The sequence below is a fragment of the Streptomyces sp. NPDC051582 genome (assembly GCF_040681715.1).
Classification (GTDB): Bacteria; Actinomycetota; Actinomycetes; order Streptomycetales; family Streptomycetaceae; genus Streptomyces.
This window is the reverse complement of the sequence record NZ_JBFAZJ010000005.1, coordinates 53,186-78,794: the sequence shown is the minus strand read 5'-3', so window position 1 is coordinate 78,794 and position 25,609 is coordinate 53,186. Positions and strand designations below refer to the sequence as shown.

Below are 25,609 nucleotides of genomic sequence, written 5' to 3'. Positions count from 1 at the left end.
TACACGCCCGTCGACAAATCGGGACAAGCCCGCACTAAAGTACGGCCGTTCGAAAGCCGATACCGTCGTTCGCATCCGTCGGCGGGGCCGGTCCCCCTGGGCGGACCGGCCCCGCCGACAGCGGGCTAGACCGCCGAGGCCGCCGCGTCGCAGGCCTGCGCCCGCAGCGCCCGGGCCAGGTCGTCACGGGCTTCCAGCACCAGACGGCGCAGCGCCGGAGCGGCATCGGCGTGTGCGGAGAGCCAGGCGTCGGTGGCGGCCAGCGTCGACTCCGAGTCCTCCAGCGAGGGGTACATCCCCTTCACCACGTGCATGCCGATCTGGATCGACCGGTCCGCCCAGATCCGCTCGATCACTTCGAAGTAGCGCTCCGCGTACGGCGCCAGCAGCGCCCGCTGCGAAGGCTGCTGCATGCCCGAGATCGTGGCCTCCACCAGCGCGTTCGACAGCGCGTCCGACTCGACGACCGTCGCCCACGCCTGGTCCTTGACCGCCTCGGACGGCCGCGCCGCCAGGCAGCGCACCTGGTGCCGCTTGCCCGACGCCGTGTCGTCGCGCGTCAGTTCCGCCGCCAGCGCGGCCTCGTCCACCGCTCCGTGCGCGGCCAGCGGCAGCAGGAAGTCCCACCGCAGCTCCTGGTCCACGTCTAGCCCGTCGATCCGCGCCGAACCGTCCAGCAGCCCCAGCAGCAGCTGGAAGTCGCCCTCGGTCGCCGCGCCCGCCGCGAAGAAACGGGCCCAGGTCAGCTGGTGCTCCGAGCCCGGCTCCGACATCCGCAGCTCCTGCAGCGCCACCGAGGACAGCACCCGGCCGCCCTGCTCGCGCCAGTCGGCCGCCGCGTAGTGCGTGACCGCGGACAGCGCCTGCGAGTGGAGCATCTGCAGCACGCCGACGTCGCTCTCGCGGCCGGCGTGGGCCAGCACCATCGAGATGAAGTCGCGCGCCGGCATCAGCCCGTCGCGCGTCAGGTTCCACAGCGCCGACCAGCACAGCGCCCGCGCCAGCGGGTCCGCCACGCTCCCGAGCCGCTCGCGCAGCGTCGCCAGCGAGCCCTCGTCGAAGCGCATCTTGCAGTACGTGAGGTCGTCGTCGTTGACCAGCACCAGGTCGGGACGCTCCTGCCCGGCCAGCTTCGCCACGACCGTCGAGGCGCCGGCCACGTCCGCCTCGGCCCGCGCGTAGCGGACCAGCGAGCCGTCCTCCATCCGGTACAGGCCGACCGCGACCCGGTGCGGGCGCAGCTCGTCACCCTCCTGGACCACGGCCAGCTCGGTCACCCGGCCGCCCGCGTCGTACGTCAGCACCGGCGTCAGCACGTTCACGCCGGCCGTCTGCAGCCACGCCCGCGACCATTCGGCCATGTCCCGCCCGGAGACCTCGCCGAGCACCGACAGCAGATCGTCCAGCGTGGTGTTCCCGTACGCGTTGGCCTTGAAGTAGCGCCGCGCGCCCTCCAGGAACGCCTCCCGCCCCACGTACGCGACGAGCTGCTTGAGCACCGCCGCGCCCTTGGCGTACGTGATGCCGTCGAAGTTGAGCTTCGCGTCCTCCAGGTCACGGATGTCGGCCGTGATCGGGTGCGTGGAGGGCAGCTGGTCGGCCCGGTACGCCCACGCCTTGCGGTTGTTGGCGAAGGTCACCCAGGCCTGGTCGAAGCGGGTCGCCTCGACCTGCGAGAAGGAGCCCATGAAGTCCGCGAAGGACTCCTTCAGCCACAGGTCGTCCCACCACTTCATGGTGACGAGGTCGCCGAACCACATGTGGGCCATCTCGTGCAGGATCGTGTTGCAGCGCCGCTCGTAGGCGGCCCGAGTCACCTTGCCGCGGAAGATGTACTCCTCGCGGAAGGTCACCATCCCCGGGTTCTCCATGGCGCCCAGGTTGTACTCCGGCACGAAGGCCTGGTCGTACTTCCCGAACGGGTACGGGTAGTCGAAGTGCTCGTGGAAGAAGTCGAAGCCCTGCTTGGTGACCAGGAAGACGTCGTCCGCGTCGAAGTGCTTCGCCAGCCCCTTGCGGCACATCGCGCCCAGCGGGATCGTCAGGTCCCCGCGCGTGTAGCTGTCCGTCACGTAGTGGTACGGGCCCGCCACCACGCAGGTGATGTACGTGGAGATCGGCGCGGTCTCGGCGAAGCGCCGGGTCAGCCCCTCGCGGGACTCCTCGGCGCCGTTGCTCCAGACGTGCCAGCCCTCCGGCGCGGTCACCTCGAAGCGGTACGGGGCCTTCAGGTCGGGCTGCTCGAAGTTCGCGTACACGCGGCGGGCGTCGGCCGGCTCGTACTGCGTGTAGAGGTAGACCTCGCCGTCCTCCGGGTCGACGAAGCGGTGCATGCCTTCGCCCGTCCGGCTGTACGCGCAGTTCGCGTCCACCACCAGGACGTTCTCGGAGGCCAGATCGGCCAGGGCGATCCGCGCCCCGTCGAAGACGGCGGCCGGGTCCAGCTCCCGCCCGTTGAGGGTGACGGAGTTCACCGACGGGGCGACGAGGTCGGCGAAGGTGGCCGAGCCCGGGGCGGCGGCCCGGAAGCGGATCGTGGTCACCGAGCGGAAGGTCCGCGGACCCTCGGCCGGTTCGGCCTCGTCCACGGCGGACCTCAGGTCGAGGACCACCTCGTACCCGTCGACGGACAGCAGCTCGGCCCGCTCGCGGGCCTCGTCACGGGACAGATTCTCTCCGGGCACGTGCACTCCTTCGTGCGTGATCGCGATACCTGACGGAATCCTCGCACGGGGGAATGCGGGCGGGCCCGGCCTGGTTGCCGAGGGGGAACACGACCAGTGATGCACGCAGCGATCAGAGGAGAGACATGGCCGACACCCAGGTGCGCGAGAAGACCCCGGTCGATTTCTGGTTCGACCCGCTCTGCCCCTGGGCCTGGATGACGTCCCGCTGGATGCTGGAGGTCGAGAAGGTCCGCGACGTCGAGGTGCGCTGGCACGTGATGAGCCTCGCCGTCCTGAACGAGAACAAGCTCGACGAGCTGCCCGAGCGCTACCGCGAGCTGCTCGGCCCCAAGGGCTGGGCGCCGGTGCGCGTGGTCATCGCGGCCCAGCAGAAGCACGGTGAGGAGATCACCGGCAAGCTCTACACCGCGCTCGGCACCCGGATCCACAACGAGGACAAGGGCGCGACCCGCGAGGTCATCGCCGAGGCGCTGGAGGAGGTCGGCCTGCCGGCCGAGCTGCTCGCCTTCGCCGACTCCGACGAGTACGACCACGTGCTGCGCGACTCCCACAACGACGGCATCGAGCGCGTCGGCCAGGAGGTCGGCACCCCGGTGATCTCCGTGCCCGGCGCCGAGGGCGACGAGGTGGCCTTCTTCGGGCCGGTCGTCACCCCGACCCCGCGCGGCGAGGCCGCCGCCCGGCTGTGGGACGGCACCCTGCTGGTCGCCTCGACCCCCGGCTTCTACGAGATCAAGCGCACCCGTACGAAGGGCCCCTCCTTCGAGTAGGCCCCGCCGTCGTACACGGAAGACCCCCGCAAGTCACGTCCTTGCGGGGGTCTTCCTTTGGACACGCCCGCACGCGAAGGTTGAGAAGACGATCACGGGGCGGACGGCTTGCGGGGCTGTGATCAGCCCTTGACGGGGATCAGCAGCGGGGTGTTCGCCTTGGCGTCGGCGTAGCGACCGGCCACGTCCTGCCAGTTGACGACGTTCCACATGGCCTCGATGAAGTCCACCTTCTGGTTCTTGTACTGCAGGTAGAAGGCGTGCTCCCAGGCGTCGAAGACCAGGATCGGGGTGCTGGCCACGCCCACGTTGCCCTGGTGGTCGTAGACCTGCTCGACGACCAGGCGGCCGCTGACGGGCTCGTACGCGAGGACGCCCCAGCCGGAGCCCTGCGTCGCGGAGGACGCGAAGGTCAGCTGCTTCTTGAACTTCGCGAACGAGCCGAAGGACTCGGCGATCGCGTCGGCCAGGTCGCCGAGGCCGTCGGCCGCGGTGGGCTCGCCGCCGCCCTCGCCGGTCTTCGGGCTGGCCATGTTGTGCCAGTAGATGCTGTGCAGGATGTGACCGGAGAGGTGGAAGGCCAGGTTCTTCTCCAGGCCGTTCAGCGCACCCCAGTTCTCCTTGTCGCGGGCCTCCGCCAGCTGCTCCAGCGTGTTGTTGGCGCCGGTGACGTAAGCCGCGTGGTGCTTGTCGTGGTGAAGCTCGATGATCTGCGGGTTGATCACCGGCTCCAGCGCCGCGTAGTCGTACGGAAGCTCAGGAAGCGTGTAGATGGCCATGCGTGTTATCCGGTCCCCTCAGCGTGCCAACTGCTTATTGCAATCAATGCGCAACTGCACGCTAGCAGTATCTATTCCACTGATCACGTAAGGGTCACCTACGTGGAACGACGGCGGGCCCCGTGCGATCGCACGGGGCCCACCTGGGACGGAGCGGGTGTCAGCGGGCGGCAGCCGCCCGGCGCTGCATCACGTAGCCGGTCACCGCGAGGGCGGCGGTCAGGCCGCCGGTGAAGACCACCTGGACCCGGGTGTCCTGGTCGAGCACCATCAGGACCAGCACCCCGGCCACCCCGGCCAGCGCCACCCAGGTCAGGTACGGGAAGCCCCACATCTTCACGACCAGCCTCGAAGGGTCCTCCCGCTCCAGCCGGCGCCGCAGCACGAACTGCGAGACGGCGATGAAGCCCCAGACGACGAGGATGACCCCGCCGACCATGTTCAGCAGCCAGGCGAACAGGGTGTCCGGGTACCAGTACGACAGCAGGACGGTGACGAAGCCGAACGCGCAGGAGGCGAGCACCGCGCGGCGCGGCACCCGGCCGCTGACCTTGCCCAGCGCCTTCGGGCCCTGGCCGCGGGAGACGAGCGAGTAGGCCATGCGCGAGGAGCCGTAGATGTTGGCGTTCATCGCCGACAGCAGGGCGATCAGGATGACCACGTTCATGATCTCGCCGGCGGCCGGGATGCCGAGGTGGTCCAGGGCGGCCGCGTACGGGCCGTCCTCGGTCACCGCGGGGTCGTTCCACGGCAGCAGCGTGACGATGACCAGCATCGAGCCGACGTAGACGATCGCGATCCGCCACATGGTGGTCTTCACGGCCCGCGCCACGCCCTTGACGGGGTCCTCCGACTCGGCGGCCGCGATGGTCACCGTCTCCAGGCCGCCGTAGGCGACGACCGAGGCGAGCAGTCCGACCAGCAGGCCGTCCATGCCGTTGGGCAGGAACCCGCCGTCGTGCAGCAGGTTGGCGCCGCCGGGGGAGGAGGTGCCGGGCAGCAGGCCCAGGACGGCCAGCACGCCCAGGCCCAGGAAGAGCGCGATCGCGCCGATCTTGAGGGCGGCGAACCAGAACTCGAACTCGCCGAAGTTCGAGACGGCGGCCAGGTTGGTGCCGCAGAACAGCGCCATGAAGGCCAGCACCCAGATCCAGGACGGGGTGCCCGGGAACCAGCCGGTCATGATGTGCGCCGCGCCGATCGCCTCGATGGCCACGCCCACGCACAGCAGGGTCCAGAACATCCAGCCGGCCGTGAATCCGGCCCAGGGGCCGATCGCCCGGTCCGCGTGCACGGAGAAGGAGCCGGAGGCGGGGTTGGCGGCGGACATCTCACCGAGCATCCGCATCACGAACATCACGAGCAGACCGGATGCCGCGTACGCGATCACGATCGAGGGACCCGCGGCGGCGATTCCGGCGCCGGAGCCGACGAAGAGGCCGGCGCCGATGACCCCGCCGAGGGCGATCATCGAAAGGTGGCGCTGCTTGAGGCCGTTGCCGAGGGGGGATCCGCCGTCGGCCGGGGACGGCGCGTCCTGGGCGCGGGGCGCGGTGGATGTCTGGCTCATGGAGGTGTTGCCTGTCCGGTGTGCGGGTGGACGGGAGGAAGTGCCCCAGTCTCACCCCTGTCCGATCTTCGGACGCTGAGCGTCCGTTATTCGGACAGTGAGATGACCGCCGGTGATCGTCCCCGTACGCTCGCGACCGGAGACCGGGCCCGCGACAGGGGCCGAATGGACCACGGCCTCCGGGGGCGGGAACGGGGTCAGGCGGCCTTGCGCGCCCTGAGCTCGCGCACCCACGCCACCACCAGGACGGCCGCGGCCGCGCCCGAGGACCACAGCAGCTGCGGCCGCGCCGAGTCGTCGAACAGCATCAGCACCAGCACCGCCGCCATGCCCAGCAGCGCCGCCCACGTCAGGTACGGGAAGCACCACATCCGCAGTGTGAGGCGCTCCGGCATGTCCCGCTCCAGCATGCGGCGCAGCTTCAGCTCCGAGACCGCGATCAGCGCCCACACGAACAACAGCACCGCGCCGACCGCGTTGAGCATGTAGAGGAAGACCGTGTCCGGCCACAGCAGGTTCAGCACCACCGACACGAAGCCGAAGGCCACCGAGGCGAACACGGCCCGGCGCGGCACCCCGCCGCCCGACACCTTCAGCAGCGCCTTGGGCGCCTCGCCGCGCTCGGCCAGCGAGAACACCATGCGCGAGGAGCCGTACAGATTGGCGTTGAGCGCCGAGAGCAGTGCGACGAACACCACGATGTTCATGATCTGACCGGCCGCGGGGATCCCGATGGAGTCCAGGACGGCGACGTACGGGCTCTGCCCCGGCTCCAGCGAGTCCCACGGCAGCAGGGTCACGATGACCACCATCGAGCCGACGTAGAAGAAGAGGATGCGCCACACGGCGCTGCGCACCGCGCGGGCCACCGACTTGGCCGGGTTGTCGGACTCGGCGGCCGCGATGGTGACGACCTCCAGGCCGCCGAAGGCGAAGATGACCGCGAGCATGCCCGCGACCACCCCGCCGAAGCCCTCGGGGAAGAACCCGCCCCGGCCGGTCAGGTTGGCCATGCCGATGGGGTCGGTGTCCGGGAGCACGCCGAAGATCGCGAGCGTGCCGAGGATCAGGAACAGGACGATCGCGCCGACCTTGAGGGCCGCGAACCAGAACTCGAACTCGCCGAAGTTCTTCACGGCGGCCAGGTTGCTCACGGTGAAGACCACCATGAAGATCAGCACCCAGACCCACTGGTCGACCGAGGGCAGCCAGCCGTTCGCGATCTTCGCCGCGCCGGTGGCCTCCACCGCCAGCACCACGACCAGCAGGAACCAGTAGAGCCAGCCCGCCGAGAACCCGGCCCAGCGCCCCAGGGCCTTCTCGGCGTACACGGAGAAGGAGCCGGAGGCGGGCATCGCCGCCGACATCTCGCCGAGCGCGCGCATCACCAGCATGGCGAGGGCGCCCGCCAGCAGGTACGAGCAGATGATCGCGGGGCCGGCGATGCCGATGCCGGCCCCGGAGCCGACGAACAGCCCGGCGCCGATCACGCCGCCGAGGCCCAGCATGGTCAGGTGGCGCTGCTTGAGGCTGTGGCTGAGGGGTTCCACCGGGACCTCGGGCCCGCCGGCAGGGGTGGGACCGGTTGGAGGGGTGGTGGGCAAGCGGTCGCGCATGAGTGGATGCTCGTACTCTCGTGCTCGGCAGCGGCGGTGGGGGCTCCGCATTCGGATTGGCGGGACCCTACAGTCTCGCCGGACGGCGCCCATCCGCGCAAAAACGGACGTGTTGTCTGAATCTGGCTCGTGACGCGGATCACTCCCGCAGGGATGCGAACCAGCCTCTTTGTGCACTCCCCACCAAAGCGGTGAGCAGGGCTTTGTCCCGGCCGGAGGTGGGGCGGCGCCCGGCCGCGCACTAGCGTCGGTGATCGTCCCGTCACCCTCACTCCGCGGAGCCTCCGATGAGCACTGCTTCCGTCTCCTTCCGCCCCGGCGCCGTCCTGGCCGACCTGCTGCCCGCGAGCCGCGTCCGCGACATCGCGCTCGTCGCCGGCGGAGCCGCGCTCACCGGCCTCGCCGCGCAGATCGCGGTGCCCGTACCCGGCTCCCCGGTCCCGGTCACCGGCCAGACCTTCGCGGCTCTGCTCGTCGGCACCGCGTTCGGCGCGCGCCGCGGCTTCCTCTCCCTCGCCCTGTACGCGCTCGTCGGGATGGCGGGCGTGCCGTGGTTCGCGGGCGGGACCTCCGGCGCGGGCGGGGCCTCGTTCGGTTACGTGCTCGGCATGCTCCTCGCCGCCACCGTCGTGGGCGCACTGGCCCGCCGCGGAGCCGACCGCTCGGTCCTCCGTACGGCGGGCACGATGGCGCTGGGCTCGGCCCTGATCTACGCCGTGGGCGTGCCGTACCTGGCGCTGTCCACCGGGATGTCCTTCGGCGCGGCCGTCGCCGCGGGCCTGACCCCGTTCCTGATCGGCGACGCGCTCAAGGCGGCGCTGGCGATGGGCCTGCTGCCCGCCACGTGGAAGCTGGCCGGCCGCGGCTGACGGCCCCCGCCCCCTACGACACAGCCCCGGACCACGCGTGGTGGTCCGGGGCTGCGTCATGGGGCGGATCAGACGCGCTCGGCGGCCTTGCGGCGCATGTCGCGCACCACGCCGACGACCAGCACGACGGCGGCGACGAGCAGCGACAGCATGACCGTCTCGCGGTTGTCCTTGTCGTAGACCATGTAGGCCAGGACGAAGGTGATCATCGCGGCGGTGGCCCACGTCAGGTACGGGAAGAGCCACATCTTGACCGTCAGCTTGTCCGGCGCCTCGCGGACGAGGATCTTGCGCATGCGCAGCTGGGTCAGGCAGATGACCAGCCACACGAAGAGCGCGATCGCACCCGAGGAGTTCAGCAGGAAGCTGAAGACCGTGTCGGGGGAGCTGTAGTTGAAGTAGACGGCGGCGAAGCCGAAGACGACCGAGCCCAGGATCGCGGCCATGGGCACGCCGCGCTTGTTGACCTTGGCGAAGATCTTGGGCGCGTCACCGCGCTCGCCCAGCGAGAACGCCATGCGGGAGGCCGTGTACATGCCCGAGTTCAGGCAGGACAGCACGGCGGTCAGGACGATCACGTTCATGATCTGGCCGGCGTGCGCGATGCCGATGGAGTCCAGGGCGGCGACGTACGAGCCCTTGTCGACGATCGACTTGTCGTTCCACGGCAGCAGGGTGAGGACGATGAAGATCGAGCCCAGGTAGAAGATGCCGATGCGCCAGATCACCGAGTTGGTGGCCTTGGTGACCGCGCGGCGCGGGTCCTCGGACTCGCCCGCCGCCAGGGTGACGATCTCGCTGCCCATGAAGGAGAAGACGACCATCAATACGCCGGTGAGGATGGAGCCCCAGCCGTTCGGCATGAACCCGCCGGCGTCGGTGAGGTGGGCGAAGCCCGCGCCCGGGTTGTCCGAGCCCGGCAGCACGCCGAACACGGCGAGCATGCCGACGATCACGAAGGCGCCGATGGCGACGACCTTGATGCCGGCGAACCAGAACTCGAACTCGCCGTAGGAGGCGACCGAGCCGAGGTTGGTGACCGTCAGGACCACCATCACGATCAGGGCCCAGCCCCACTGCGGGACGGCCGGGACCCAGCCTTCGAGGATCTTGGCGCCGGCGGTCGCCTCCACGGCGAGCACGACGACCCAGAAGAACCAGTACAGCCAGCCGATGGAGAATCCGGCCCAGCGGCCGAGCGCGCGGTCGGCGTACGCGGAGAAGGAGCCCGAGTTCGGGCTGGCGGCAGCCATCTCGCCGAGCATCCGCATCACGAAGACGACCATCGCGCCGACGAGCAGGTACGAGATCAGGATGGCGGGACCGGCCTTGGCGATACCGCCACCAGAGCCGACGAAGAGACCGGCGCCGATGACGCCGCCAATGGCGATCATGGAAAGGTGGCGGTTCTTGAGACCGGCCTTCAGACCGTCGGAGGGCATGCCCTCACCGGAGTTACCGGTGGGGTCTCCTGGCTTCTGAAGGGTCGTCGTGGAGCTCATGGACGGATCCTTAGGTTCTCGGGTTGCGAGGCCCCGGCATTCAAACCTGAGATGAACGTAGGACGGAAGACCTCAGTCCGGATCGTTGCGTTGGGACGAACGTCCAGGACCCGGGTCCCGCCGTGTCCCATCTGCGTTCTTTGGGTTTACTTGAGCTTTAGAAGTGACTTACGCGACACCCCTCCGCACTTCTTCCGGGGCGCTCGTGCCACACTCGTCGCATGCGCGTGTACCTCGGATCCGACCATGCCGGCTTTGAGCTCAAGAACCACCTGGTGGACTGGCTCAAGAACAACGGCCACGAGCCCGTCGACTGCGGGCCCCACATCTACGACGCGGTGGACGACTACCCGCCGTTCTGCCTGCGCGCCGCGGAGAAGACCGCCGCGGACGCCGACGGCCTCGGCATCGTCATCGGCGGCTCCGGCAACGGCGAGCAGATCGCCGCGAACAAGGTCAAGGGCGTCCGCGCCATCCTGGCCTGGAGCGTCGAGACCGCGAAGCTGGGCCGTGAGCACAACAACGCCAACGTGATCTCGGTCGGCGGCCGCATGCACACGCAGGACGAGGCCGTCTCCTTCATCGAGGCCTTCCTGGCGACCCCGTACTCCGGCGAGGGGCGCCACACCCGCCGCATCGACATGCTCTCCGCGTACGAGCGGACCGGCGAGCTCCCCCCGATCCCGGCCCACCACCCGCAGGGCTGATCCTCCGCTTCACCGTGCCGCCGTGGCTCGTGGCCCGGCGGCACGGCTGTTTCCCGCCTAAGGAGCAGTGCAGTGCCCGAGGGGCATACGATCCACCGCCTCGCCCAGGACCACACCGAGCGCTTCGCCGGGCGGCCGGTACGGGTGAGCAGCCCGCAGGGCCGCTTCGCCGAGAGCGCGGCCCTGCTCGACGGGCGGGACCTCGACGGCGCCGAGGCGCACGGCAAGCACCTGTTCCTGGAACTCGGCGACGCCTGGATCCACATCCACCTCGGCCTCTTCGGCAAGCTCGGCTTCGGCCCCGCCCCGGCGCCGCCCGCCACCGACACGGTCCGGCTGCGGCTGCTGGGCGCGGAGCACTGGGCCGACCTGCGCGGCCCCACCACCTGTGCGCTGATCACGGACGCCGAGAAGAAGGCGATACACGAGCGGCTCGGCCCCGACCCGCTGCGCCCGTCCGACGATCCGGACCGCGCCTGGAAGCGGATCTCCCGCTCCCGCACCACCGTCGCCGCCCTGCTCATGGACCAGAAGGTGGTCGCGGGCGTCGGCAACGTCTACCGCGCCGAGGTCCTGTTCCGGCACGGCATCGACCCGTACCGGCTGGGCAAGGACCTCACGCGCGGCGAGTGGGACGCGATGTGGGCCGACCTGGCGGCGCTGATGCGCGAGGGCGTACGGAACAACCGGATCGACACCGTCCGCGACGAGCACCTGCCCGAGGCCATGGGCCGCCCGCCGCGCGTGGACGACCACGGCGGCGAGGTGTACGTCTACCGCAGGGCGAACATGCCCTGCCACATCTGCGGGACCGAGGTCCGCACCGCCGACCTGGCGGCGCGGAACCTCTTCTGGTGCCCGTCCTGTCAGACCCGCTGAGAGTCCTGTCGCACCCGCCGAGGCCGACGAGGCCGGCGGGTGCGGCGGGTCCGGCGGCCGCTCAGAAGCCGTGCGGGAGCCAGGGGGCCACATCGGAGGCGAAGGCCCGCGAGGTCTGCGCCAGGGCCCCCGGGCGCAGCTCGCGCACCCGGCCGGCCGCCGCCAGCGAGGTCAGGGTGATCCCGCCGAGGTACGCCGAGCCCAGGTCCCGTACCGAGAGCTCCAGGTCCGCCGGGTCCGCGGTCCGCGTACAGCCGACCGTGCCCTGCGCGTCGCCGACCAGCCGCCACCGCCCCTCGTTCCACGGGCAGAACGCGTCCTCGACCTCCATCACCACGTCCAGCGGAGCCCCGTACGACCGGGCCTCCAGAGCCGCCGGCAGGTCCACCAGCCGCAGGTGCAGCGAATCGCGCAGGCTGGGGCGCGAGCGCCGGACGTCGCTGACCAGGTGCAGCAGCGGATCGTCCACCGGCCGCCGGCCCGCCCGTACGGTCGCGGTCAGGTCGATCCCGAACAGGTAGCGCCAGAGCGCGGCCGTCGCCGCCGGGTCCAGCGCGTCGAGGTCGGCCACCTCGACCTTGCCCTCCCAGCCGTTCTCGTACACGGGCTTGACCCGGTAGCGGGCGTACCCGGCGATCTCGCCGTCCGCCCGCTCCGCCACCACGCACTTGAGCGGCGACGCGCCCTCGCGCATCGACTCCGGGTCCAGCAGGGACACCCGCTCCCAGCCCGGCTGCCGCGCCGGCATGCCGGGCCGCCGGGCGACCAGCTCCGCGTACACCTGCTCGCACTCCGGCAGCGCCTTCTCCGGGTCGACGAGGCGCAGCCGCACCTCGTCGGTCCCCGGCGGCACCGCGAGCCGCACGCGGGTGGTGTCGACGGTCAGGGACAGGGCGTACGTCGCGATGCCGTAGCCGAAACGCCCGTAGATCGCCCCTTCCGAGGCCGTCAGCACGGCGATCGGCTCGCCACCCGCCCGGACGTCGTCGAGCTGGCGGCGCATCATCGACGTGAGCACCCCGCGGCGGCGGTGCGTGGGCGCGACGCCCACCATCGTGACCCCGGCCGCCGGCACCGGCGCCCCGCCCGGCACCGACAGCCGGAAGGAGAAGGCGCCGGCCGAGCCGACGCAGGTCCCGCCGTCCCAGACGCCCAGGGAGCGGCCCGGCTCCGTCAGGGACTTGTAGAGTTCCCGCTCCTGGGGAGACTCCGGCACCCCGCCGAACGCCAGTTCCAGGTGGTCGTACCAGACATCCCACTCATCGGCCTGCAATACGCGCATCTCAAGAGCCATACGCCCATCCTTACCAGGGCATTCCGTCACAGTCGAAGGGTTTTCGACCGGCCGGAGCCCCCCAGGTCCGGGGGTCCCCCTGCGCACGCACAGTCAGGATGGATAGGGTCCCGAAGCAATGGCCGGAGCACGCATCGAGACGCTCATGGCCCGGACGCGCATGCTGTCGCACCGGGCCCGCACAGCCCTGCGCAAATCCGCCGTCGACTACTTCCGCGGGGACGCCTCCGACTGGCTCGCCTTCGCCGGCCTCCTCCTGACCGTGCCCGCGATCGCCTGCGGCACGCTCATGCTGCCCGTCTGGTTCTCGCCCTCGGCCCTCGTCCTGCCGATCGTCGCGGGCGGCCTGCTGCTGCGCCCCGCGAGCCTGCTCGCGCTGTACGCGGCCTCCGCGGCCGCCCTCATCGTCGAGGCCCTGGTCCTCGGCCCGTACACCCTGGGACCGGCCCGGGTCACCCCCGGAACGGTCCTGGTCGTGGCCGCCTGCGGATTCTTCGGGCTGGTCATCGCGCAGTTCCGCAGCCGCGTCGGCGTGCCCTGGCGGCGCGGCGGCACCATGCTCTTCGACCTGCGCGAACGCATCCGCGTCCAGAGCAAGCTGCCCGCCCTGCCGCGCGGCTGGCACCGCGAGATGGCCCTGCGCCCGGCCGGCGGCCAGTCCTTCTCCGGCGACTTCGTCGTCGCCGCCCGGACGAACGGCGGCCGCACCCTGGAGATCGTCCTGACCGACGTCTCCGGCAAGGGCATGGAGGCGGGCTCGCGCGCCCTGCTGCTGTCCGGCGCGTTCGGCGGGCTGCTCGGCGCCCTGCCCCCGCACGGCTTCCTGCCCGCCGCCAACGGCTACCTGCTCCGCCAGGACTGGGACGAGGGCTTCGCGACCTCCATCCACCTCGTCCTGGACCTGGAGACCGGCGACTACGAGCTCCTCTCCGCCGGCCACCTGCCCGCCCTCCAGCTCTCCGCCGGCACCGGCCGCTGGCAGGAGAAGTCCGGCGAGGGCCCGCTGCTCGGGGTGTACGACGGGGCCGAGTTCGAGCCCGCCCGCGGCAACCTCCGCCGCGGCGACGTCCTCATGCTCTTCACCGACGGGCTGGTCGAAACGGTCGACCGCGACATCAGCGAGGGCATCGACCGCCTCACCGGCGAGGCCGACCGCTACGTCGCCGCCGGGTGGGAGGGCGCGGCCTGGCACCTGATCGAGAAGGTCGCCAAGGACGTCAACGACGACCGCGCCCTGCTGCTCATCCGCCGCTCACCCTGATACCCCGACCGCCCCCGGCCTCCCCCCCCCCGACCTTCGTGCGGGGGTTTTCCCCACCCCCGATCCGCCGGGCTCCGCCATGTCCGCGCCCCCACCCGGCTCCGTAGCGTCGTGAACACGATCACCGACGGGTACGGAAGGCGGCACACCATGGGGCTCCGGCGGAGCAGGCGGCGGCGCGAGAGCGCGCACGCTGCCTACGAGGGCACGGCGCAGGCACCGTACGACGGGGCCGTGCAGGCACCGTACGACGGCTCCGCCGCCGTCGAGCTGCGCGGCGTACGGCGCGAGTACGGGCGGGGGGCCGCCACCGTGCACGCGCTGCGCGGGATCGACCTCAGCCTGCCGCGCGGCAGCTTCACCGCCGTGATGGGACCCTCCGGCTCCGGCAAGTCCACCTTCCTCCAGTGCGCGGCCGGACTGGACGTGCCCACCGCGGGCTCCGTCCGCCTGGGCGGCACCGAGATCACCGGCATGAACGAGAACGGGCTCACCGAGCTGCGCCGCAGCCGACTCGGCTTCGTCTTCCAGGCCTTCAACCTGCTGCCCTCCCTCACCGTGGAGCAGAACGTGCTGCTCCCGATGCGGCTCGCCGGCGGCGGATCCTCGCGCCGGGACCGGGACCGTGCCGCCGACCTGCTCGCCCGGGTCGGCCTCGAAGGCAAGGGCCGGCGGCGGCCCGCCGAGCTCTCCGGCGGCCAGCAGCAGCGCGTCGCCATCGCACGGGCCCTGGTCACCCGCCCCGACGTCGTCTTCGCCGACGAACCCACCGGCGCCCTCGACACGACCACCGCCGCCGAGGTCCTCGGCCTGCTCCGGTCCGCCGTGGACTCCCTCGGTGCCACCATCGTCATGGTCACCCACGACCCGGCCGCCGCCGCCTCCGCCGACCAGGTGCTCTTCCTCGCAGACGGCCTGATCGCCGACCGCCTCCCGCGGAGCTCCGCCGAGACCGTCGCCGCCCGGATGACCGCCCTCACCGCCCCGGCGTACGCGGGAGCGGCCGCCTGATGCCGATCCGCCCCAACGGCCTGGCCCGGGCGGCGGTGCGGTTTCGCCCCGCCGCCTTCGCCGGCACCTTCGTCGCCCTGCTCATGACCGTCGCCATCGTCTCCGCCTGCGGGATCCTGCTGGAGAGCGGAGCCCGGGCGGCCATCCCGCCGACCCGTTACGCGCAGGCGCCCCTCGTCGTGGCCGCCGACCAGCAGATCCACTGGCAGGCGGGCAGCGGCGAGGGCGCCTACGAGGAAGCGGTACGGGTCCCGGAGCGGGCCAGGGTCGACGCCGCCCTGCTGGAGCGGCTGGCCCCGCTGGGCCGGGCCGTCCCCGACGTGGTGTTCCCCGTACGGGGCGTCGAGGGCTCCGGCACCGCGGAGGCCTCGGGCTGGGGCGCGTCCGCCTTCACGGGGACGGCGCTCGCGGACGGCCGGGCCCCGGGGGCTCCGGGGGAGGTCGTGCTGGGTGCGGGTGCGGGTGCCGCTGCGGGGGCCGGTGCCGGTGCGGGGGCCGGGTCCGCGGGGGACCGGATCTCGCTCGACACCCCGGTCGGGAAGCGGGACTTCCAGGTCGTGGGACGGGCCCGGGGCACCGGCGTCTGGTTCTCCGACGCCGAGGCCCGCGCCCTGTCAGGGCACCCCGGCGCGCTCGACGCCGTGGTCCTGTTCGACGCCGACCCCGAGCGGGTGCGCGCGGCCGTCGACGGCCGCGCGCAGGTGCTGACCGGCGCCGCCCGCGCCGTGGACCCGCGGCTCGCGGGCGCCAAGGACCTGCTGACGGGCCTCGGCGGTTCCTTCGGCGGCATCGCCACCCTCGTCGCCGTCTTCACCGCCGCCGGGACGGTCGCGCTCTCCGTCGGGCAGCGCTCCCGCGAGTTCGCCCTGCTGCGCGCCGTCGGAGCCACCCCGCGGCAGATCCGGCGCATCGTCGCCACCGAAGCCCTGCTCGTCGCGCCCGCCGCGGGTGTGCTGGGCTGCGTACCCGGCCTCGGCCTCGCCGCCTGGTGGTTCGGACAGCTCCAGGCCAAGGGTGCGATCCCGGACGGGGTCGAGCTCGCCGTCTCCTGGATCCCGCTCGTCACGGCCGCCGGCGTCGGCCTGGTCACCGCGCTGCTCGCCGGCTGGGCCGCCGCGCGCCGGCCCGCCCGGATCCGGCCCGGCCAGGCGCTGGCCGCGGCCGCAGTGGAACGGGTTCGGCCGGGGTGGATCCGTACGCCGCTGGGCCTCGCCGCCGTGGCCGGCGGGGCTGCCTGTGCGGGGCTCGCCGCCACCTCCGGCGGGGAGGACGCCGCCAACGCCGCTCTGGGCGTGGTCATGCTCTTCATGCTGGCCGTGGCCCTGCTCGGCCCGCTGATCGCCCGCGCCTGCGCCGACCTGCTCGGCCTCCCGCTGCGCGCCGCGGGCGCGTCCGGCTCCCTCGCCGCCGCCAACTCCCGTGCCCATGCCCGCCGGCTCGCGTCCGCGATCACCCCGATCGTGCTCGCCATGGCCTTCTCCTCCACCCTCGTCTTCCTGCAGACGAGCGAGGAGGACGCGACGCGGCGGCAACAGACGGCGGGTCTCCTGGCGGACCACGTGATCACCGACCCGCCGGTCGACGCGCGCGGCGGAGTCGCGCTCACCCGCACCTCGGTGCTGGCGATGTTCGGCACGGGCGCCGAACGGCGCTTCCAGTCGGCCACGGCCCAGGGCGTCGCGGGCGACGTCACCACCGTCCAGGACCTGGGCGTACGCGAGGGCGCCCTCGGCGCGCTGCGCCCCGGCACGGTCGCCGTGGACCGCAGCCTGGCGGAGTCCGCCCGGCTCGGCGTCGGTGACCACGTCGAACTCCGGCTCCCCGACGGGGTCCCGGCGAACCCCGAGATCGTGGCCGTCTACACCCGGGGCCTGGGCCTCGGCCAGGTCACCCTCCCGGCGTCCGACCTGACCGGCCACACCACGGCGGGGCGCGCCACCGAACTCCTGATCCGCGGCCCGCTCCCGGCGGGACTGGGGCCCGCGATGTCCCCCTCGGACTGGACCACCGCGCAGAGCACGGACCGCGAGATCAACGCCTGGGCCAACGCCGTCATGGCGGCCCTCCTCGGCGGCTTCGCGGCCGTCGCCGCCGCCAACACCCTGGTGATGACCGTGCTCGACCGCCGCCGCGAGCTGCGGATGCTGCGCCTGGTCGGCTCGACCAGGCGCCAGGTGCTGCGGATGCTCCGCTGGGAGGCCCTCCTGATCGGCGGCGCGGGCATCGCCCTGGGCAGCGCGATCGCCCTGGCCACGCTGTTCCCGCTGACCAAGGCCGTGACGGGGGCGCCCCCGCACATCCCGCCGGTGCTGTACGCCTCCTTTGCCGCGGCGGCCCTCGCCCTGGGCTTGGCGGCCACCCTCCTCCCGGCCCGCTGGACCTTGCGCAAGGGGGCGTACGCGTCCTAGCCGGACTGGTCGTCCAGGTCGTCCTGGTCGAACCGGTCGAACCGGTCGAACTAGTCGAACCGGATGTGCCGGACACCGACGAGCGTGCGCCGCAGCCTCGCGCGGAGCGGGCCGTCGGTGTCCGGGGCGGCGCGCAGCCCGGTCACGGCCGCGATCCGGCCGGCCACCTGGGACACCGTGAGGTGGTCGGTGACCAGGTGGTCGGCGAACTCCGGCCCGCGCAGCGCCTCCAGGCAGCCGTCGAGCCGGGCCACCGCGAAGCTCTCCCGTTTCAGCCCGCGCCCGAGCCCGCGCTCGCTGAGCCGGCGCAGTACGGTCCGCCGCTCGGCCAGCAGCGCGAAGTGCCGTACGTCGTGTCCCGCTCCGCGCAGCCGGCCGACCGTCTCGGCGAAGTGGCGCGGCTCGGTCACGGTCATCGGCACGAGGACGGGACCGGGTCCCGCGTGCCCTTCGGCGGCCAGCTCCAGCACCTCGAACACGCCCTGCCGCCACGCCGGCAGGTCCTGGAAGTCCCCGCGCAGCGCGGGCGGCATCATGCGGTGCAGACCGAACCCGACGTGTTCCGGATCGCACACGACGCTGCCGGGCAGCCGCCGGTGCAGTTCGTACGCGGTCTGCGTCTTCCCGCCCCCGAAGGGCCCGTTGATCCAGATGATCACCGGGTCGCCGCCTTCCAGGGGCCGATCCCCAGCTTCCCGGTGTTCCCGAGGTCGACGGAATGGCGCAGCTCCAGCTCCACCCGGGGCGCACCGGCCCGCGGGGTCACGTCGAGCACCCACCCCTCGGCGGCGGGCACGGTCGAGTCGGTCACCAGATTCCGCCACACCATGCCGAAGCCGGCCGCCTGGCCGGGCTGGAGCTCCACCCTCTGCGGAACGCCCTCGGCCCCGGTGGGCGCGGCGGCGATCGCGTCACCCCCGTGCAGGACCTCGACCGCGACGGGTGCCCGCTTCCTGTCCAGCAGCCGGATCTCCGGATAGCCGTCGAGTACGTAGGGCTGCGTACCGCAGTTGACCAGCCGGACATCGGCGACGCGCAGCCCCATGGCGGCGTCCCCGGCCCCTTCGACGAGCCGCACTCCGCCTTCGGGGCAGGCAGGGGCCTTGGCTGCGGGCGGAGAGGGCACGGCCGTGGGCGCGGGGACGGGGGACCGGATCCCACTGGGCCCGGGCGCGGCCTCGGGAGCAGGCGGCACGTCACACCCCACCAGCACTCCCGCCACAACCACCCCGACAACAACCCCCGCCACCCACCGAGTCATGCCCCGACCCTACGCCGCGAACTCCGGTCCGACCCCGCGGGCTTTTGCCGCGCGGGGCCCGGGGCCCGCGCCCGGGGAGCCCGGCGCGGCCGGGACCGCTCGCGCACCCAGCCCGGCGGTCCGGCCGGCCGCCCCGCCCCGCCCCGCCCTTCCCCGCCATCCGGCACCGGCACGGACGACACCGGACGGGACGGGCGGACCGGACGCGACCGGTGGACGGGACGGGTCGGGACGGGCCAATCACCCCCGATTGGCCGGTCCGCCGAGCCCGCCGGGTCCCTACCGTGCCCCCATGGACCGCACGCTCGCCACCGACCTCGCCCGCCTCCCCGACCTCCTGGAGGCCACCCGCCGTACCGCCGCCGGCGCCCTCGCAGCCCTGGACGCCGGTCCCGTCGTACCGCGACCGTCCGCCTCGCCCCCGCGGGGGCCAGAGCCGCTGCCCCCGCACGGATCCGGTACGGACGCCGCCCTCACCGCCTTCGCGGAGCGCTGGGCGCCGCGCCTCTCCGCCTCCGCCGGCCCCCGCTACCTCGGCTTCGTCACCGGCGGCGCCACCCCCGCCGCCCTCGCGGGCGACTGGCTGACCTCCGTGCACGACCAGAACTCCAACTCCGCCCTGGACGGCGCCGGCCAGGACCTCGAACGCGAGACCGTCACCTGGCTGCGCGACCTCTTCGGCCTCTCCGACGCCCACACCGGAACCTTCGTCAGCGGCGCCACCATGTCCAACACCACCGGCCTCGCCATCGCCCGCGAATGGCTCGGCGAGCGCCTCGGCGTCTCCCCCTCCGAGGACGGCGCGGCAGCGCTCGGCCCGGTCCGCGTCCTCTCCGGAGCCCCGCACTCCTCCATCGCCAAGGCCCTCTCCGTCCTCGGCCTGGGCCGCCGCTCCCTCGTACCCGTCCCCACCCTCCCCGGCCGCGAGGCCGTCGACCCCGCCGCCCTCGACCGCGCCCTCGCCGACACCCCCGGCCCGGCCGTCGTCGTCGCCAACGCCGGCACCGTCAACACCGTGGACTTCGACGACCTCCGCGCCGTCGCCGCCCTCCGCGAACGCCACACCTTCTGGCTCCACACCGACGCAGCCTTCGGCGCCTTCGCCGCTCTCTCCCCGGACCACGCGCACCTCGCCGCGGGCCTCGACGCCTCCGACTCCGTCTGCGTCGACCTGCACAAGTGGCTGAACGTCCCCTACGACAGCGCCGTCCAGTTCACCCGCCGCCAGGACCTCCAGGCCCGCGTCTTCCAGAACGCCGCCGCCTACCTCGGCCCCCTCGGCGAGCGCCCCGACCTCGTCCACCTCACCCCGGAGAACTCGCACCGGCTGCGCGCCCTCGCCGCCTGGTTCACCCTCCGCGCGTACGGCCGCGAAGGCCACCGCGAGATCGTCGAGCGCGACATCGCCTGCGCCAAGGCCCTCGGCGCCGCCCTGGAACAGGACCCGGCCTTCCGCCTCCTCGCCCCGGTCCGCCTGAACGTCGTCTGCTTCACCCTCGCCGAGGACCCCACCCCGGCCCGCCTGGCGGCCCTGCGGGAGGCCGCGCAGGAGGAGGTGTTCGTCACCCCGACCGTCTACGCGGGAACCCCCGCCCTGCGCGCGGCGTTCTCCAACTGGCGCACCACGCAAGCGGACGTGCGCCGGGCCGCGCAGGCCCTCAGTACAGCGGCGAAGGGGACGGCATGACGCAAAGGCAGCAGCAACCGCTGACCCTGATCGAGGTCGAGGCCCTGGCGCGCTCCGCGCACGAGGGCCAGACCGACAAGGCCGGGCGGCCGTACGCGGAGCACCTCGCGGCCGTCGCCGAGGGGGTCCGCGTACGCGGCGGCAGCCCGGAGCAGCAGGCGGCGGCCTGGCTGCACGACGCCGTCGAGGACGACGCGCTCAGCCGCGACTGGCTGGATTCCGCCGACCTGCCCCAGTCGGTCAAGGACATGGTGCTGGCGGTCACCAAACGCGCCGGCGAGCCGGTGGAGGAGTACGCGGCCCGGATCCTCGCCACCCCGGGCGCCCTCCTGGTCAAGGAGGCCGACCTGGCGCACAACGCGGACCCCGTCCGGCTCTCCGTACTGGACGGCCCCACCCGGGAGCGGCTGTCCGCGAAGTACGCGTATGTCCGCTCCCTCCTCGGTCTCACCGCGCCATGACCCGGGCCCCGTGCCCGAAATATGCCCGCCGCATGGCCGGTTGGCGGGAAAGCGCCGACGCCGATTCGCCACGGGACGGATAGCCGGGGCCCGTTGGTGGGAGGATGGTCCATGTAGGGGTGCGCTTGGCCGCGCGCCCCAGGCCGACCAGGGGACGACCGAAGGTGTGATCAGTAGTGGCCATTTCGCTGTCAGTGGTGGTTCTGTTGGCGGTCATCCTGGTGGTGCTGATCCGTGGCAACCACATCAAGGCGGGCCCCGCGATCGTCGCGGTCCTCTTCGGCTTCTTCCTGGCGTCCAGCTCCATCGCACCGGACGTCAACCGCTTCCTCAACTCCCTCGCGGACACCATCGCGGGAATCAAGCTCTAGGGGCCCCGGCCGACCGCCGGTACCCCAGGTCCGAGTTCACCCGGCCGCCCAGCGTCATGACGTCGAGGGTGGCCGAATTCTCGTCGGCGATCGCCTTCTCCACCCGGGACACGAGCACCTTGAACGCATCGCCCTCGGACCGCTCGTGTCGTGTCCCGACAGCTGCCCCGCCGGACGGCAGTTCTCCCAGCAGGCTGAGCTCGGTGGCGGCGATCCGGGCGAACGGCAGTCGAGGTTGACGCGTACGGGCACGAGCGCCCCGCCGAGGACCGACAGGGTCCGCATCCGCAGGTACAGGGCTTGCTGCGCACCGCCTTCCGGTCGTAGCACTCCTGGCGCTGACCCAGTCGCGTCCCGACGTACTCCCGCGCTCCCCCCCATCACCGTCAAGAGCATCCGCGAGATGCCGCGCGACGAACCGGCCGATAAAATGAAAGACGCCATCAGCACGGTGCAACGGGCAAAGACCAACGCCCCCGTGCCCCCGCCACCGCTGCCGCATCTCCGGCGCCCAAGGCAGGTTGAATGATGAACCGGACACGTCGTCTTGCAGCACTCGCGCTCATATTGGCCCCCGCTCTCGCGGCGGCCCCCGCCGTTGCCGCCGCACCCGCGGCCGCGAAGTGCAACGTCGAGGTGGATTCCGCCGGCAAGTACCACGTGTGGGGCGAAGGCTTCCCCGCGGACACGACGGTGACCTACTCCGGCTCCACCAAGGGCTCGGTCCCCATCGACACGACGGGCCGCTTCGACCTCGGCGGCTTGAGCGGCGGCAAGTACGTGGTCAAGACGGCCGACGGCAAAACCACGGTCACCTGCACGGCGGTCCACTACTGAGCCGCCCGCAAAGCAGCGTCCGGCCGGCCCGGCTCCGAGAGTTCCGTCCTCAACGCACTCTCCAGGAGCGTCGGCCCGTCCTGCACGGCCCCAAGAGGGGGCCGCTCCGCCGCCGACGTGCGGTGGAGGATCGAGGGCTGAGCCGCGAGGAACCTGCGTCGCAGCTCCTCGACGGAGGTCCGGACCGGCTCCGACGCGATGAGGGAGCCTCGACGCCCCACTCGTAGGCAGTCGCCCGCGTCTTCGCGAGCCGGCCGTCGTCCTCGTCGCGCCAGGGTCGTGCCTGCAAGTCCCGTCAGAGCAGCGTCCATGGCCACTTCTCAGCAGATGGAGAGCCCCCTTCGCCGGGCAAAGGAACACATCGCCAAAGAAGCCGACGCCGCCGTCTCACCCCCTGGTCTCGGCGACCGCGACCCTCAGCGGAACCCCCAGCCGGTCGTACTTCAGAGCGGCCGACGGGAATCGAACCCACGTAGCTAGCCTGGAAGATCGCGTAAGCACCTTCCCCGTCACCAGCCAGGCCCCTGACCTGCACCCGAGCCGAGCGCCCGCCGCAGATGACCGTGGCTCCCCACCACTCGCCGTCTGATCGGGCACACGAAGGTCACGCGTGCGGACACGGATGTCAGCGGAACAACTCCGGCATCGGGCACGCCTCCAGCGCCTCGTCCGGCCGGTCGGCCCAGTGCCACCAGACATGCCGAGCGGGGCACTTCCACAGTGACCGGCAGACCCGTTCGCCGTCGTCCTCCCGGCGGCAGAGCACGAATCCGCCGAACTTCATGGCTTGGCTGCACTCCGGGCAGGTCGGTGTGTTGCCGTTCATGCCGAGAACCCTAACGGCGTTGCGGCGCCTTGCCGCGATCCAGCAGGATTCCGGCAGAGGGCTGGCCGTGGACCGACATGAGCTGATGCGGCTGCTGGCCGGCGACGGCGCGGCAGCCAAGGCTGCTCTGGCGGCGCTGGCCGATGGTGCCGACTTCTTCGTATCGGAGGCCTCGCCGAGGCTTTCGGACGGCCACGCGGGCATCTTCGCGATTCGGCACCAGTGCATGCAGCGGAAGGGCGCCGAGGTGCCGGGATGGGAACGAGCGGTGGCACTGCTCCGCAAGCGTGCTCAGTTCATCCGTATCTGGCAGGTCGAGACCTTGGACAGGTCATGGATCTATACGTTCTTCCTCACGGAAGACGGTGGCGACCTGATCGCCTGTGCGGGCGTACGAAGGCCGGACGGGGCCCCACCGCAGTAGGGGACTGGACCGGCGGGGTCAGGCGTCACCCTGGGACCGCTCAAGGGCTTCCATGAACGCGTCGTGGGCGGCGAGCTCGGCGGCTCGGCAGGGCGCGGTGAGGAACATTTCCTGAGCCTCACCGAGGCTGCACCCGACCACCTGCCTGGTCACCATGACCGCGTCCACGCCGTCACAGCCGATCTCCTTCAGGAACTCTTGCAGAACCCCGCTATCGCGGGGCTCCGCCCACACGGGCCGCGCCCGCACGGCCACCTCGGCTATACGAGCCTCTCGTTCGGCATCCACGGCGGTACCCCTTCCCTCCGCCGACCGCTCTAGCGACCGACAAGGATCTCGTAGACGATCTCGCACAGCGCGGCAGGAATGACGATGTCGGCCGTCCAGCCCTGTTACCTGAGCACCGGAGACACCGCCGGCTACCCCTCCCGCCTGGCCGACGACGCCGAAGACAGCCAGCTCGAACTCGGGGCCGAGCTAGTGGACCACGCCCTTGAAGTACTCACCGACTCGGTCGCAGGCCCGGAGGAACTCCGCCTCCTGACAACGGACCTGACGGAAGCCCTCCGAGACACGCTTCGAGTAGCCACCAGCCGCGGCCACCGCCTCCCCCGATCAGTCCACCCAGAAGGGCTTCCAGAGCACCTCGGCTAGCGAGGACTCGCACGAGACAACGGAGCGGCCCCAAGGTCAGCCTGGGGCTGCTTCTACACGTTGCGCACGGCTCCGGAGGCCCCGTGTGCCTCACGTGCTGCAGCTGCTCAAGGGGTTGGTTACGTTGCTACCTGCTTTGCCAGTCCACGAATAGGCCGCAAGCAACGAACCTGTGCCGCACGGTCGGCGACAGCTGCTTTGTAACCTCCCCCTGCGGCTACCACTCATGGGCCGAGCCCAGTACGTAGAGCCCGCCCTCGGATGCTCCCGAGTGCCGCGATCCACCCACGTTGATGTGCGCATCGGTCACCACCAAGACCACTTCTTCTTCTGAAGCGCCTGCTTCTTCGCTTTGGCTTCCCCCGCCTTGCGGTCGGCCACCCCGCGAGCTGTCCACTCGCCCTGATGTAGGTGGCACTGGCCGCTGCCCAAGATGGCCGGCTTCGTGCACCGACCACCACGCTTCTTCGGGGCTCCACACTTCGGCTGGGTCACTCCGTCTCGTCTCCCTCCAGGCAGCCACACAGACGCAGGCAGCGTCTCGCCACCCACGAAGGCCAGCAAGGCGCGCACTGGAGCACAGAGAGGCACACAGCTCCGGAGGTCGCAATCAGCTCGCGCGTTTCAGCAGGCCAAGAGCCTAGAGATGGCCTGAATGTTCCATCGGCCGGCAACGGGCTGCCGGCCCCGGGGCGGTGCGCCGTTCAGAGCTCGACCAGCGCAAATTTTACTCAATAGCGGACAGTATCTATCGGATTAATGTCAGATTTAACTATTGCCGGATATCACCCTGCGCAAATCTGAGAGCCTGACGCAAGAGCTCGCCCGCGAAAGGGCCGTAGATCGAGCATGATCGACCTCCCCGCCCTGCCCACCGGACCGAAGTACATGCAAATCACTCCGGAGATGGCGGATCTATGGCTCACGCACTGCAATCCTTCTAGCAATAGGGTCATGTTAGATACTGTCTACGAGCGATACGCGAAGGCTATGTCGGATGGGGTATGGCGAACGACCCATCAGGGGTTGGCCTTCGATGAGAACGGCATGCTGCTCGATGGTCAGCATCGCCTTATGGGAGTTAAAATCTCGGGCGTTACGGTAGAAATGCTCGTGATCCCGAAATGCGATGCCGAGACCTTCGACGTCCTTGATTCGGGTCATCGCCGGCAGGCGGCGCAGCTCCTCAAGATCCCACATCGGACAGTAGTGGCGGCAGCAGCACGCATCATTGGGCAGATGTACAAAATGTGGGATCCAGTCACCCTATTTGACGGGTTTTACGACACTAAGGCCGCCACATCAGATATTTTGCGGGCAGTCGCGGCCTGGCCTGAGTTGACCACGCTGGCGCCCATCGCTGCCGCAACGTATCGAGCATCGGGTATCAATCAGCCAACCCACCTGGCAGTTCTGGCCCAAGCGGCGAGGACTGAGCACGCCGGGAAGATCGAAGACTGGGCCAACGGCCTCATCTCTGGCGCCAATATGGACTCAAAGGATCCGCGACTGGTTCTCCGCAACCGGTTTTTTCGCGAGCGGGCGATCCTGGGTACGAGCGGAGGTCGGCGGACTTCCTACAACCTAATCACCAAGTCGTGGAATAGCTGGGCTCAGGGAAAACTCCTAGGAACGCTAAAGTCCCTAGACGGAGAGGGCGTGATTCCCGTGATCGGAACGGAAAGATTCCGACCGTGAGCGTCGCTCCAGTGGATACTAGGGATCGCTGGGCAGC

Annotated in this window: 25 protein-coding genes; 14 read left to right on the top strand and 11 right to left on the bottom strand. The window is 71.3% G+C overall.

Annotated features, from left to right (window positions below; genetic code table 11):
• Positions 1–125 precede the first annotated feature (125 nt).
• Positions 126–2,684, bottom strand: coding sequence for an aminopeptidase N (gene pepN, locus AB0M92_RS09360; protein ID WP_366101484.1), 2,559 nt, complete (start codon positions 2,682–2,684; stop codon positions 126–128).
• Positions 2,685–2,809: 125 nt separating this feature from the next.
• Here pepN and AB0M92_RS09355 point away from each other — a divergent pair, with 125 nt between their 5' ends.
• Positions 2,810–3,457, top strand: a complete 648-nt coding sequence (locus tag AB0M92_RS09355; protein WP_366101483.1) for a DsbA family protein — start codon at positions 2,810–2,812, stop codon at positions 3,455–3,457.
• Between the two features lie 122 nt (positions 3,458–3,579).
• Here AB0M92_RS09355 and AB0M92_RS09350 read toward each other — a convergent pair whose 3' ends face one another.
• The 3 genes from AB0M92_RS09350 to AB0M92_RS09340 form a co-directional block, all read right to left on the bottom strand.
• On the bottom strand, positions 3,580–4,236 hold the full coding sequence (locus AB0M92_RS09350) for a superoxide dismutase (protein WP_366101482.1): 657 nt from the start codon (positions 4,234–4,236) through the stop codon (positions 3,580–3,582).
• A gap of 160 nt (positions 4,237–4,396) precedes the next feature.
• A complete protein-coding gene (locus AB0M92_RS09345; RefSeq protein ID WP_366101481.1) occupies positions 4,397–5,806 on the bottom strand; it encodes an amino acid permease in 1,410 nt (469 codons plus the stop codon).
• Positions 5,807–6,003: 197 nt separating this feature from the next.
• Entirely contained in the window at positions 6,004–7,422 is a 1,419-nt protein-coding gene (locus AB0M92_RS09340; RefSeq protein WP_366101480.1) for an amino acid permease, read from the bottom strand.
• Between the two features lie 287 nt (positions 7,423–7,709).
• Here AB0M92_RS09340 and AB0M92_RS09335 point away from each other — a divergent pair, with 287 nt between their 5' ends.
• Positions 7,710–8,291 carry a biotin transporter BioY gene (locus AB0M92_RS09335; RefSeq protein WP_366101479.1) on the top strand — a complete coding sequence of 194 codons (582 nt, stop codon included), beginning with the start codon at positions 7,710–7,712 and terminating at the stop codon, positions 8,289–8,291.
• A gap of 68 nt (positions 8,292–8,359) precedes the next feature.
• Here the strand turns inward: AB0M92_RS09335 and AB0M92_RS09330 are convergent, their stop codons facing one another.
• Complete coding sequence (locus tag AB0M92_RS09330; RefSeq protein ID WP_366101478.1) at positions 8,360–9,793, bottom strand: amino acid permease; 1,434 nt, start codon at positions 9,791–9,793, stop codon at positions 8,360–8,362.
• Positions 9,794–10,014: 221 nt separating this feature from the next.
• Between AB0M92_RS09330 and AB0M92_RS09325 the strand changes: the two genes are divergently transcribed.
• Positions 10,015–10,500, top strand: coding sequence for a ribose-5-phosphate isomerase (locus AB0M92_RS09325; RefSeq protein WP_366101477.1), 486 nt, complete (start codon positions 10,015–10,017; stop codon positions 10,498–10,500).
• A 72-nt stretch (positions 10,501–10,572) separates the two neighbouring features.
• Entirely contained in the window at positions 10,573–11,379 is an 807-nt protein-coding gene (locus AB0M92_RS09320) for a DNA-formamidopyrimidine glycosylase family protein (protein ID WP_366101476.1), read from the top strand.
• Positions 11,380–11,440: 61 nt separating this feature from the next.
• On the opposite strand, the gene AB0M92_RS09315 is transcribed toward AB0M92_RS09320, so the two are convergent.
• Entirely contained in the window at positions 11,441–12,673 is a 1,233-nt protein-coding gene (locus AB0M92_RS09315) for a GNAT family N-acetyltransferase (protein WP_366101475.1), read from the bottom strand.
• A gap of 118 nt (positions 12,674–12,791) precedes the next feature.
• Between AB0M92_RS09315 and AB0M92_RS09310 the strand changes: the two genes are divergently transcribed.
• The 3 genes from AB0M92_RS09310 (at position 12,792) to AB0M92_RS09300 (ending at position 17,353) form a co-directional block, all read left to right on the top strand.
• On the top strand, positions 12,792–13,934 hold the full coding sequence (locus tag AB0M92_RS09310; RefSeq protein ID WP_366101474.1) for a PP2C family protein-serine/threonine phosphatase: 1,143 nt from the start codon (positions 12,792–12,794) through the stop codon (positions 13,932–13,934).
• Between the two features lie 150 nt (positions 13,935–14,084).
• Positions 14,085–14,945 (top strand): ABC transporter ATP-binding protein, encoded by an 861-nt coding sequence (locus tag AB0M92_RS09305; RefSeq protein ID WP_366101651.1) that lies wholly within the window; start codon positions 14,085–14,087, stop codon positions 14,943–14,945.
• Positions 14,945–17,353, top strand: a complete 2,409-nt coding sequence (locus tag AB0M92_RS09300; RefSeq protein WP_366101473.1) for an ABC transporter permease — start codon at positions 14,945–14,947, stop codon at positions 17,351–17,353. Before AB0M92_RS09305 ends, AB0M92_RS09300 begins: the two co-directional genes overlap by 1 nt.
• Before the next feature lie 50 nt (positions 17,354–17,403).
• On the opposite strand, the gene AB0M92_RS09295 is transcribed toward AB0M92_RS09300, so the two are convergent.
• Complete coding sequence (locus AB0M92_RS09295; RefSeq protein WP_366101472.1) at positions 17,404–18,012, bottom strand: AAA family ATPase; 609 nt, start codon at positions 18,010–18,012, stop codon at positions 17,404–17,406.
• Entirely contained in the window at positions 18,009–18,614 is a 606-nt protein-coding gene (locus AB0M92_RS09290) for a DUF4232 domain-containing protein (RefSeq protein ID WP_366101471.1), read from the bottom strand. Before AB0M92_RS09290 ends, AB0M92_RS09295 begins: the two co-directional genes overlap by 4 nt.
• A gap of 292 nt (positions 18,615–18,906) precedes the next feature.
• Between AB0M92_RS09290 and AB0M92_RS09285 the strand changes: the two genes are divergently transcribed.
• The 3 genes from AB0M92_RS09285 to AB0M92_RS09275 all read left to right on the top strand — a co-directional run bounded on the left by AB0M92_RS09285 (position 18,907) and on the right by AB0M92_RS09275 (position 21,133).
• Positions 18,907–20,301: a pyridoxal-dependent decarboxylase gene (locus tag AB0M92_RS09285; protein ID WP_366101470.1), complete on the top strand. Its 1,395-nt coding sequence runs from the start codon at positions 18,907–18,909 to the stop codon at positions 20,299–20,301.
• On the top strand, positions 20,298–20,762 hold the full coding sequence (locus AB0M92_RS09280) for an HD domain-containing protein (RefSeq protein ID WP_366101469.1): 465 nt from the start codon (positions 20,298–20,300) through the stop codon (positions 20,760–20,762). The genes AB0M92_RS09285 and AB0M92_RS09280 overlap by 4 nt, the downstream gene beginning before the upstream one ends.
• Positions 20,763–20,938: 176 nt before the next feature.
• The gene (locus tag AB0M92_RS09275) at positions 20,939–21,133 is read left to right on the top strand and encodes a hypothetical protein (RefSeq protein WP_030159386.1); all 195 of its coding nucleotides are present in this window, start codon (positions 20,939–20,941) and stop codon (positions 21,131–21,133) included.
• Here the strand turns inward: AB0M92_RS09275 and AB0M92_RS09270 are convergent.
• Entirely contained in the window at positions 21,123–21,245 is a 123-nt protein-coding gene (locus AB0M92_RS09270) for a hypothetical protein (RefSeq protein ID WP_366101468.1), read from the bottom strand. The two genes, AB0M92_RS09275 and AB0M92_RS09270, sit on opposite strands and share 11 nt — an antisense overlap.
• A 416-nt stretch (positions 21,246–21,661) precedes the next feature.
• Between AB0M92_RS09270 and AB0M92_RS09265 the strand changes: the two genes are divergently transcribed.
• Positions 21,662–21,970 (top strand): hypothetical protein, encoded by a 309-nt coding sequence (locus AB0M92_RS09265; RefSeq protein WP_366101467.1) that lies wholly within the window; start codon positions 21,662–21,664, stop codon positions 21,968–21,970.
• 625 nt (positions 21,971–22,595) lie between these two features.
• Here AB0M92_RS09265 and AB0M92_RS09260 read toward each other — a convergent pair.
• A complete protein-coding gene (locus AB0M92_RS09260) occupies positions 22,596–22,796 on the bottom strand; it encodes a dehydrogenase (RefSeq protein WP_366101466.1) in 201 nt (66 codons plus the stop codon).
• Positions 22,797–22,815: 19 nt separating this feature from the next.
• On the opposite strand from AB0M92_RS09260, the gene AB0M92_RS09255 reads away from it, so the two are divergent.
• Positions 22,816–23,220: a hypothetical protein gene (locus AB0M92_RS09255; protein ID WP_366101465.1), complete on the top strand. Its 405-nt coding sequence runs from the start codon at positions 22,816–22,818 to the stop codon at positions 23,218–23,220.
• An 18-nt stretch (positions 23,221–23,238) separates the two neighbouring features.
• Here the strand turns inward: AB0M92_RS09255 and AB0M92_RS09250 are convergent, their stop codons facing one another.
• Entirely contained in the window at positions 23,239–23,508 is a 270-nt protein-coding gene (locus AB0M92_RS09250; RefSeq protein WP_366101464.1) for a hypothetical protein, read from the bottom strand.
• 84 nt (positions 23,509–23,592) lie between these two features.
• Here AB0M92_RS09250 and AB0M92_RS09245 point away from each other — a divergent pair, with 84 nt between their 5' ends.
• The gene (locus tag AB0M92_RS09245) at positions 23,593–23,874 is read left to right on the top strand and encodes a hypothetical protein (protein WP_366101463.1); all 282 of its coding nucleotides are present in this window, start codon (positions 23,593–23,595) and stop codon (positions 23,872–23,874) included.
• Between the two features lie 849 nt (positions 23,875–24,723).
• Positions 24,724–25,572, top strand: a complete 849-nt coding sequence (locus AB0M92_RS09240; RefSeq protein WP_366101461.1) for a hypothetical protein — start codon at positions 24,724–24,726, stop codon at positions 25,570–25,572.
• Positions 25,573–25,609: the final 37 nt, after the last annotated feature.

Bases quoted from the DNA above. Each gene is read 5' to 3' on its own strand.
- AB0M92_RS09355 (WP_366101483.1), top strand. From the start codon at position 2,810: ATGGCCGACACCCAGGTGCGCGAGAAGACCCCGGTCGATTTCTGGTTC.
- AB0M92_RS09350 (WP_366101482.1), bottom strand. From the start codon at position 4,236: ATGGCCATCTACACGCTTCCTGAGCTTCCGTACGACTACGCGGCGCTG.
- AB0M92_RS09345 (WP_366101481.1), bottom strand. From the start codon at position 5,806: ATGAGCCAGACATCCACCGCGCCCCGCGCCCAGGACGCGCCGTCCCCG.
- AB0M92_RS09340 (WP_366101480.1), bottom strand. From the start codon at position 7,422: ATGCGCGACCGCTTGCCCACCACCCCTCCAACCGGTCCCACCCCTGCC.
- AB0M92_RS09335 (WP_366101479.1), top strand. From the start codon at position 7,710: ATGAGCACTGCTTCCGTCTCCTTCCGCCCCGGCGCCGTCCTGGCCGAC.
- AB0M92_RS09330 (WP_366101478.1), bottom strand. From the start codon at position 9,793: ATGAGCTCCACGACGACCCTTCAGAAGCCAGGAGACCCCACCGGTAAC.
- AB0M92_RS09325 (WP_366101477.1), top strand. From the start codon at position 10,015: ATGCGCGTGTACCTCGGATCCGACCATGCCGGCTTTGAGCTCAAGAAC.
- AB0M92_RS09315 (WP_366101475.1), bottom strand. From the start codon at position 12,673: ATGGCTCTTGAGATGCGCGTATTGCAGGCCGATGAGTGGGATGTCTGG.
- AB0M92_RS09310 (WP_366101474.1), top strand. From the start codon at position 12,792: ATGGCCGGAGCACGCATCGAGACGCTCATGGCCCGGACGCGCATGCTG.
- AB0M92_RS09305 (WP_366101651.1), top strand. From the start codon at position 14,085: ATGGGGCTCCGGCGGAGCAGGCGGCGGCGCGAGAGCGCGCACGCTGCC.
- AB0M92_RS09300 (WP_366101473.1), top strand. From the start codon at position 14,945: ATGCCGATCCGCCCCAACGGCCTGGCCCGGGCGGCGGTGCGGTTTCGC.
- AB0M92_RS09290 (WP_366101471.1), bottom strand. From the start codon at position 18,614: ATGACTCGGTGGGTGGCGGGGGTTGTTGTCGGGGTGGTTGTGGCGGGA.
- AB0M92_RS09285 (WP_366101470.1), top strand. From the start codon at position 18,907: ATGGACCGCACGCTCGCCACCGACCTCGCCCGCCTCCCCGACCTCCTG.
- AB0M92_RS09280 (WP_366101469.1), top strand. From the start codon at position 20,298: ATGACGCAAAGGCAGCAGCAACCGCTGACCCTGATCGAGGTCGAGGCC.
- AB0M92_RS09265 (WP_366101467.1), top strand. From the start codon at position 21,662: ATGAACCGGACACGTCGTCTTGCAGCACTCGCGCTCATATTGGCCCCC.
- AB0M92_RS09260 (WP_366101466.1), bottom strand. From the start codon at position 22,796: ATGAACGGCAACACACCGACCTGCCCGGAGTGCAGCCAAGCCATGAAG.
- AB0M92_RS09245 (WP_366101463.1), top strand. From the start codon at position 23,593: ATGTCGGCCGTCCAGCCCTGTTACCTGAGCACCGGAGACACCGCCGGC.
- AB0M92_RS09240 (WP_366101461.1), top strand. From the start codon at position 24,724: ATGATCGACCTCCCCGCCCTGCCCACCGGACCGAAGTACATGCAAATC.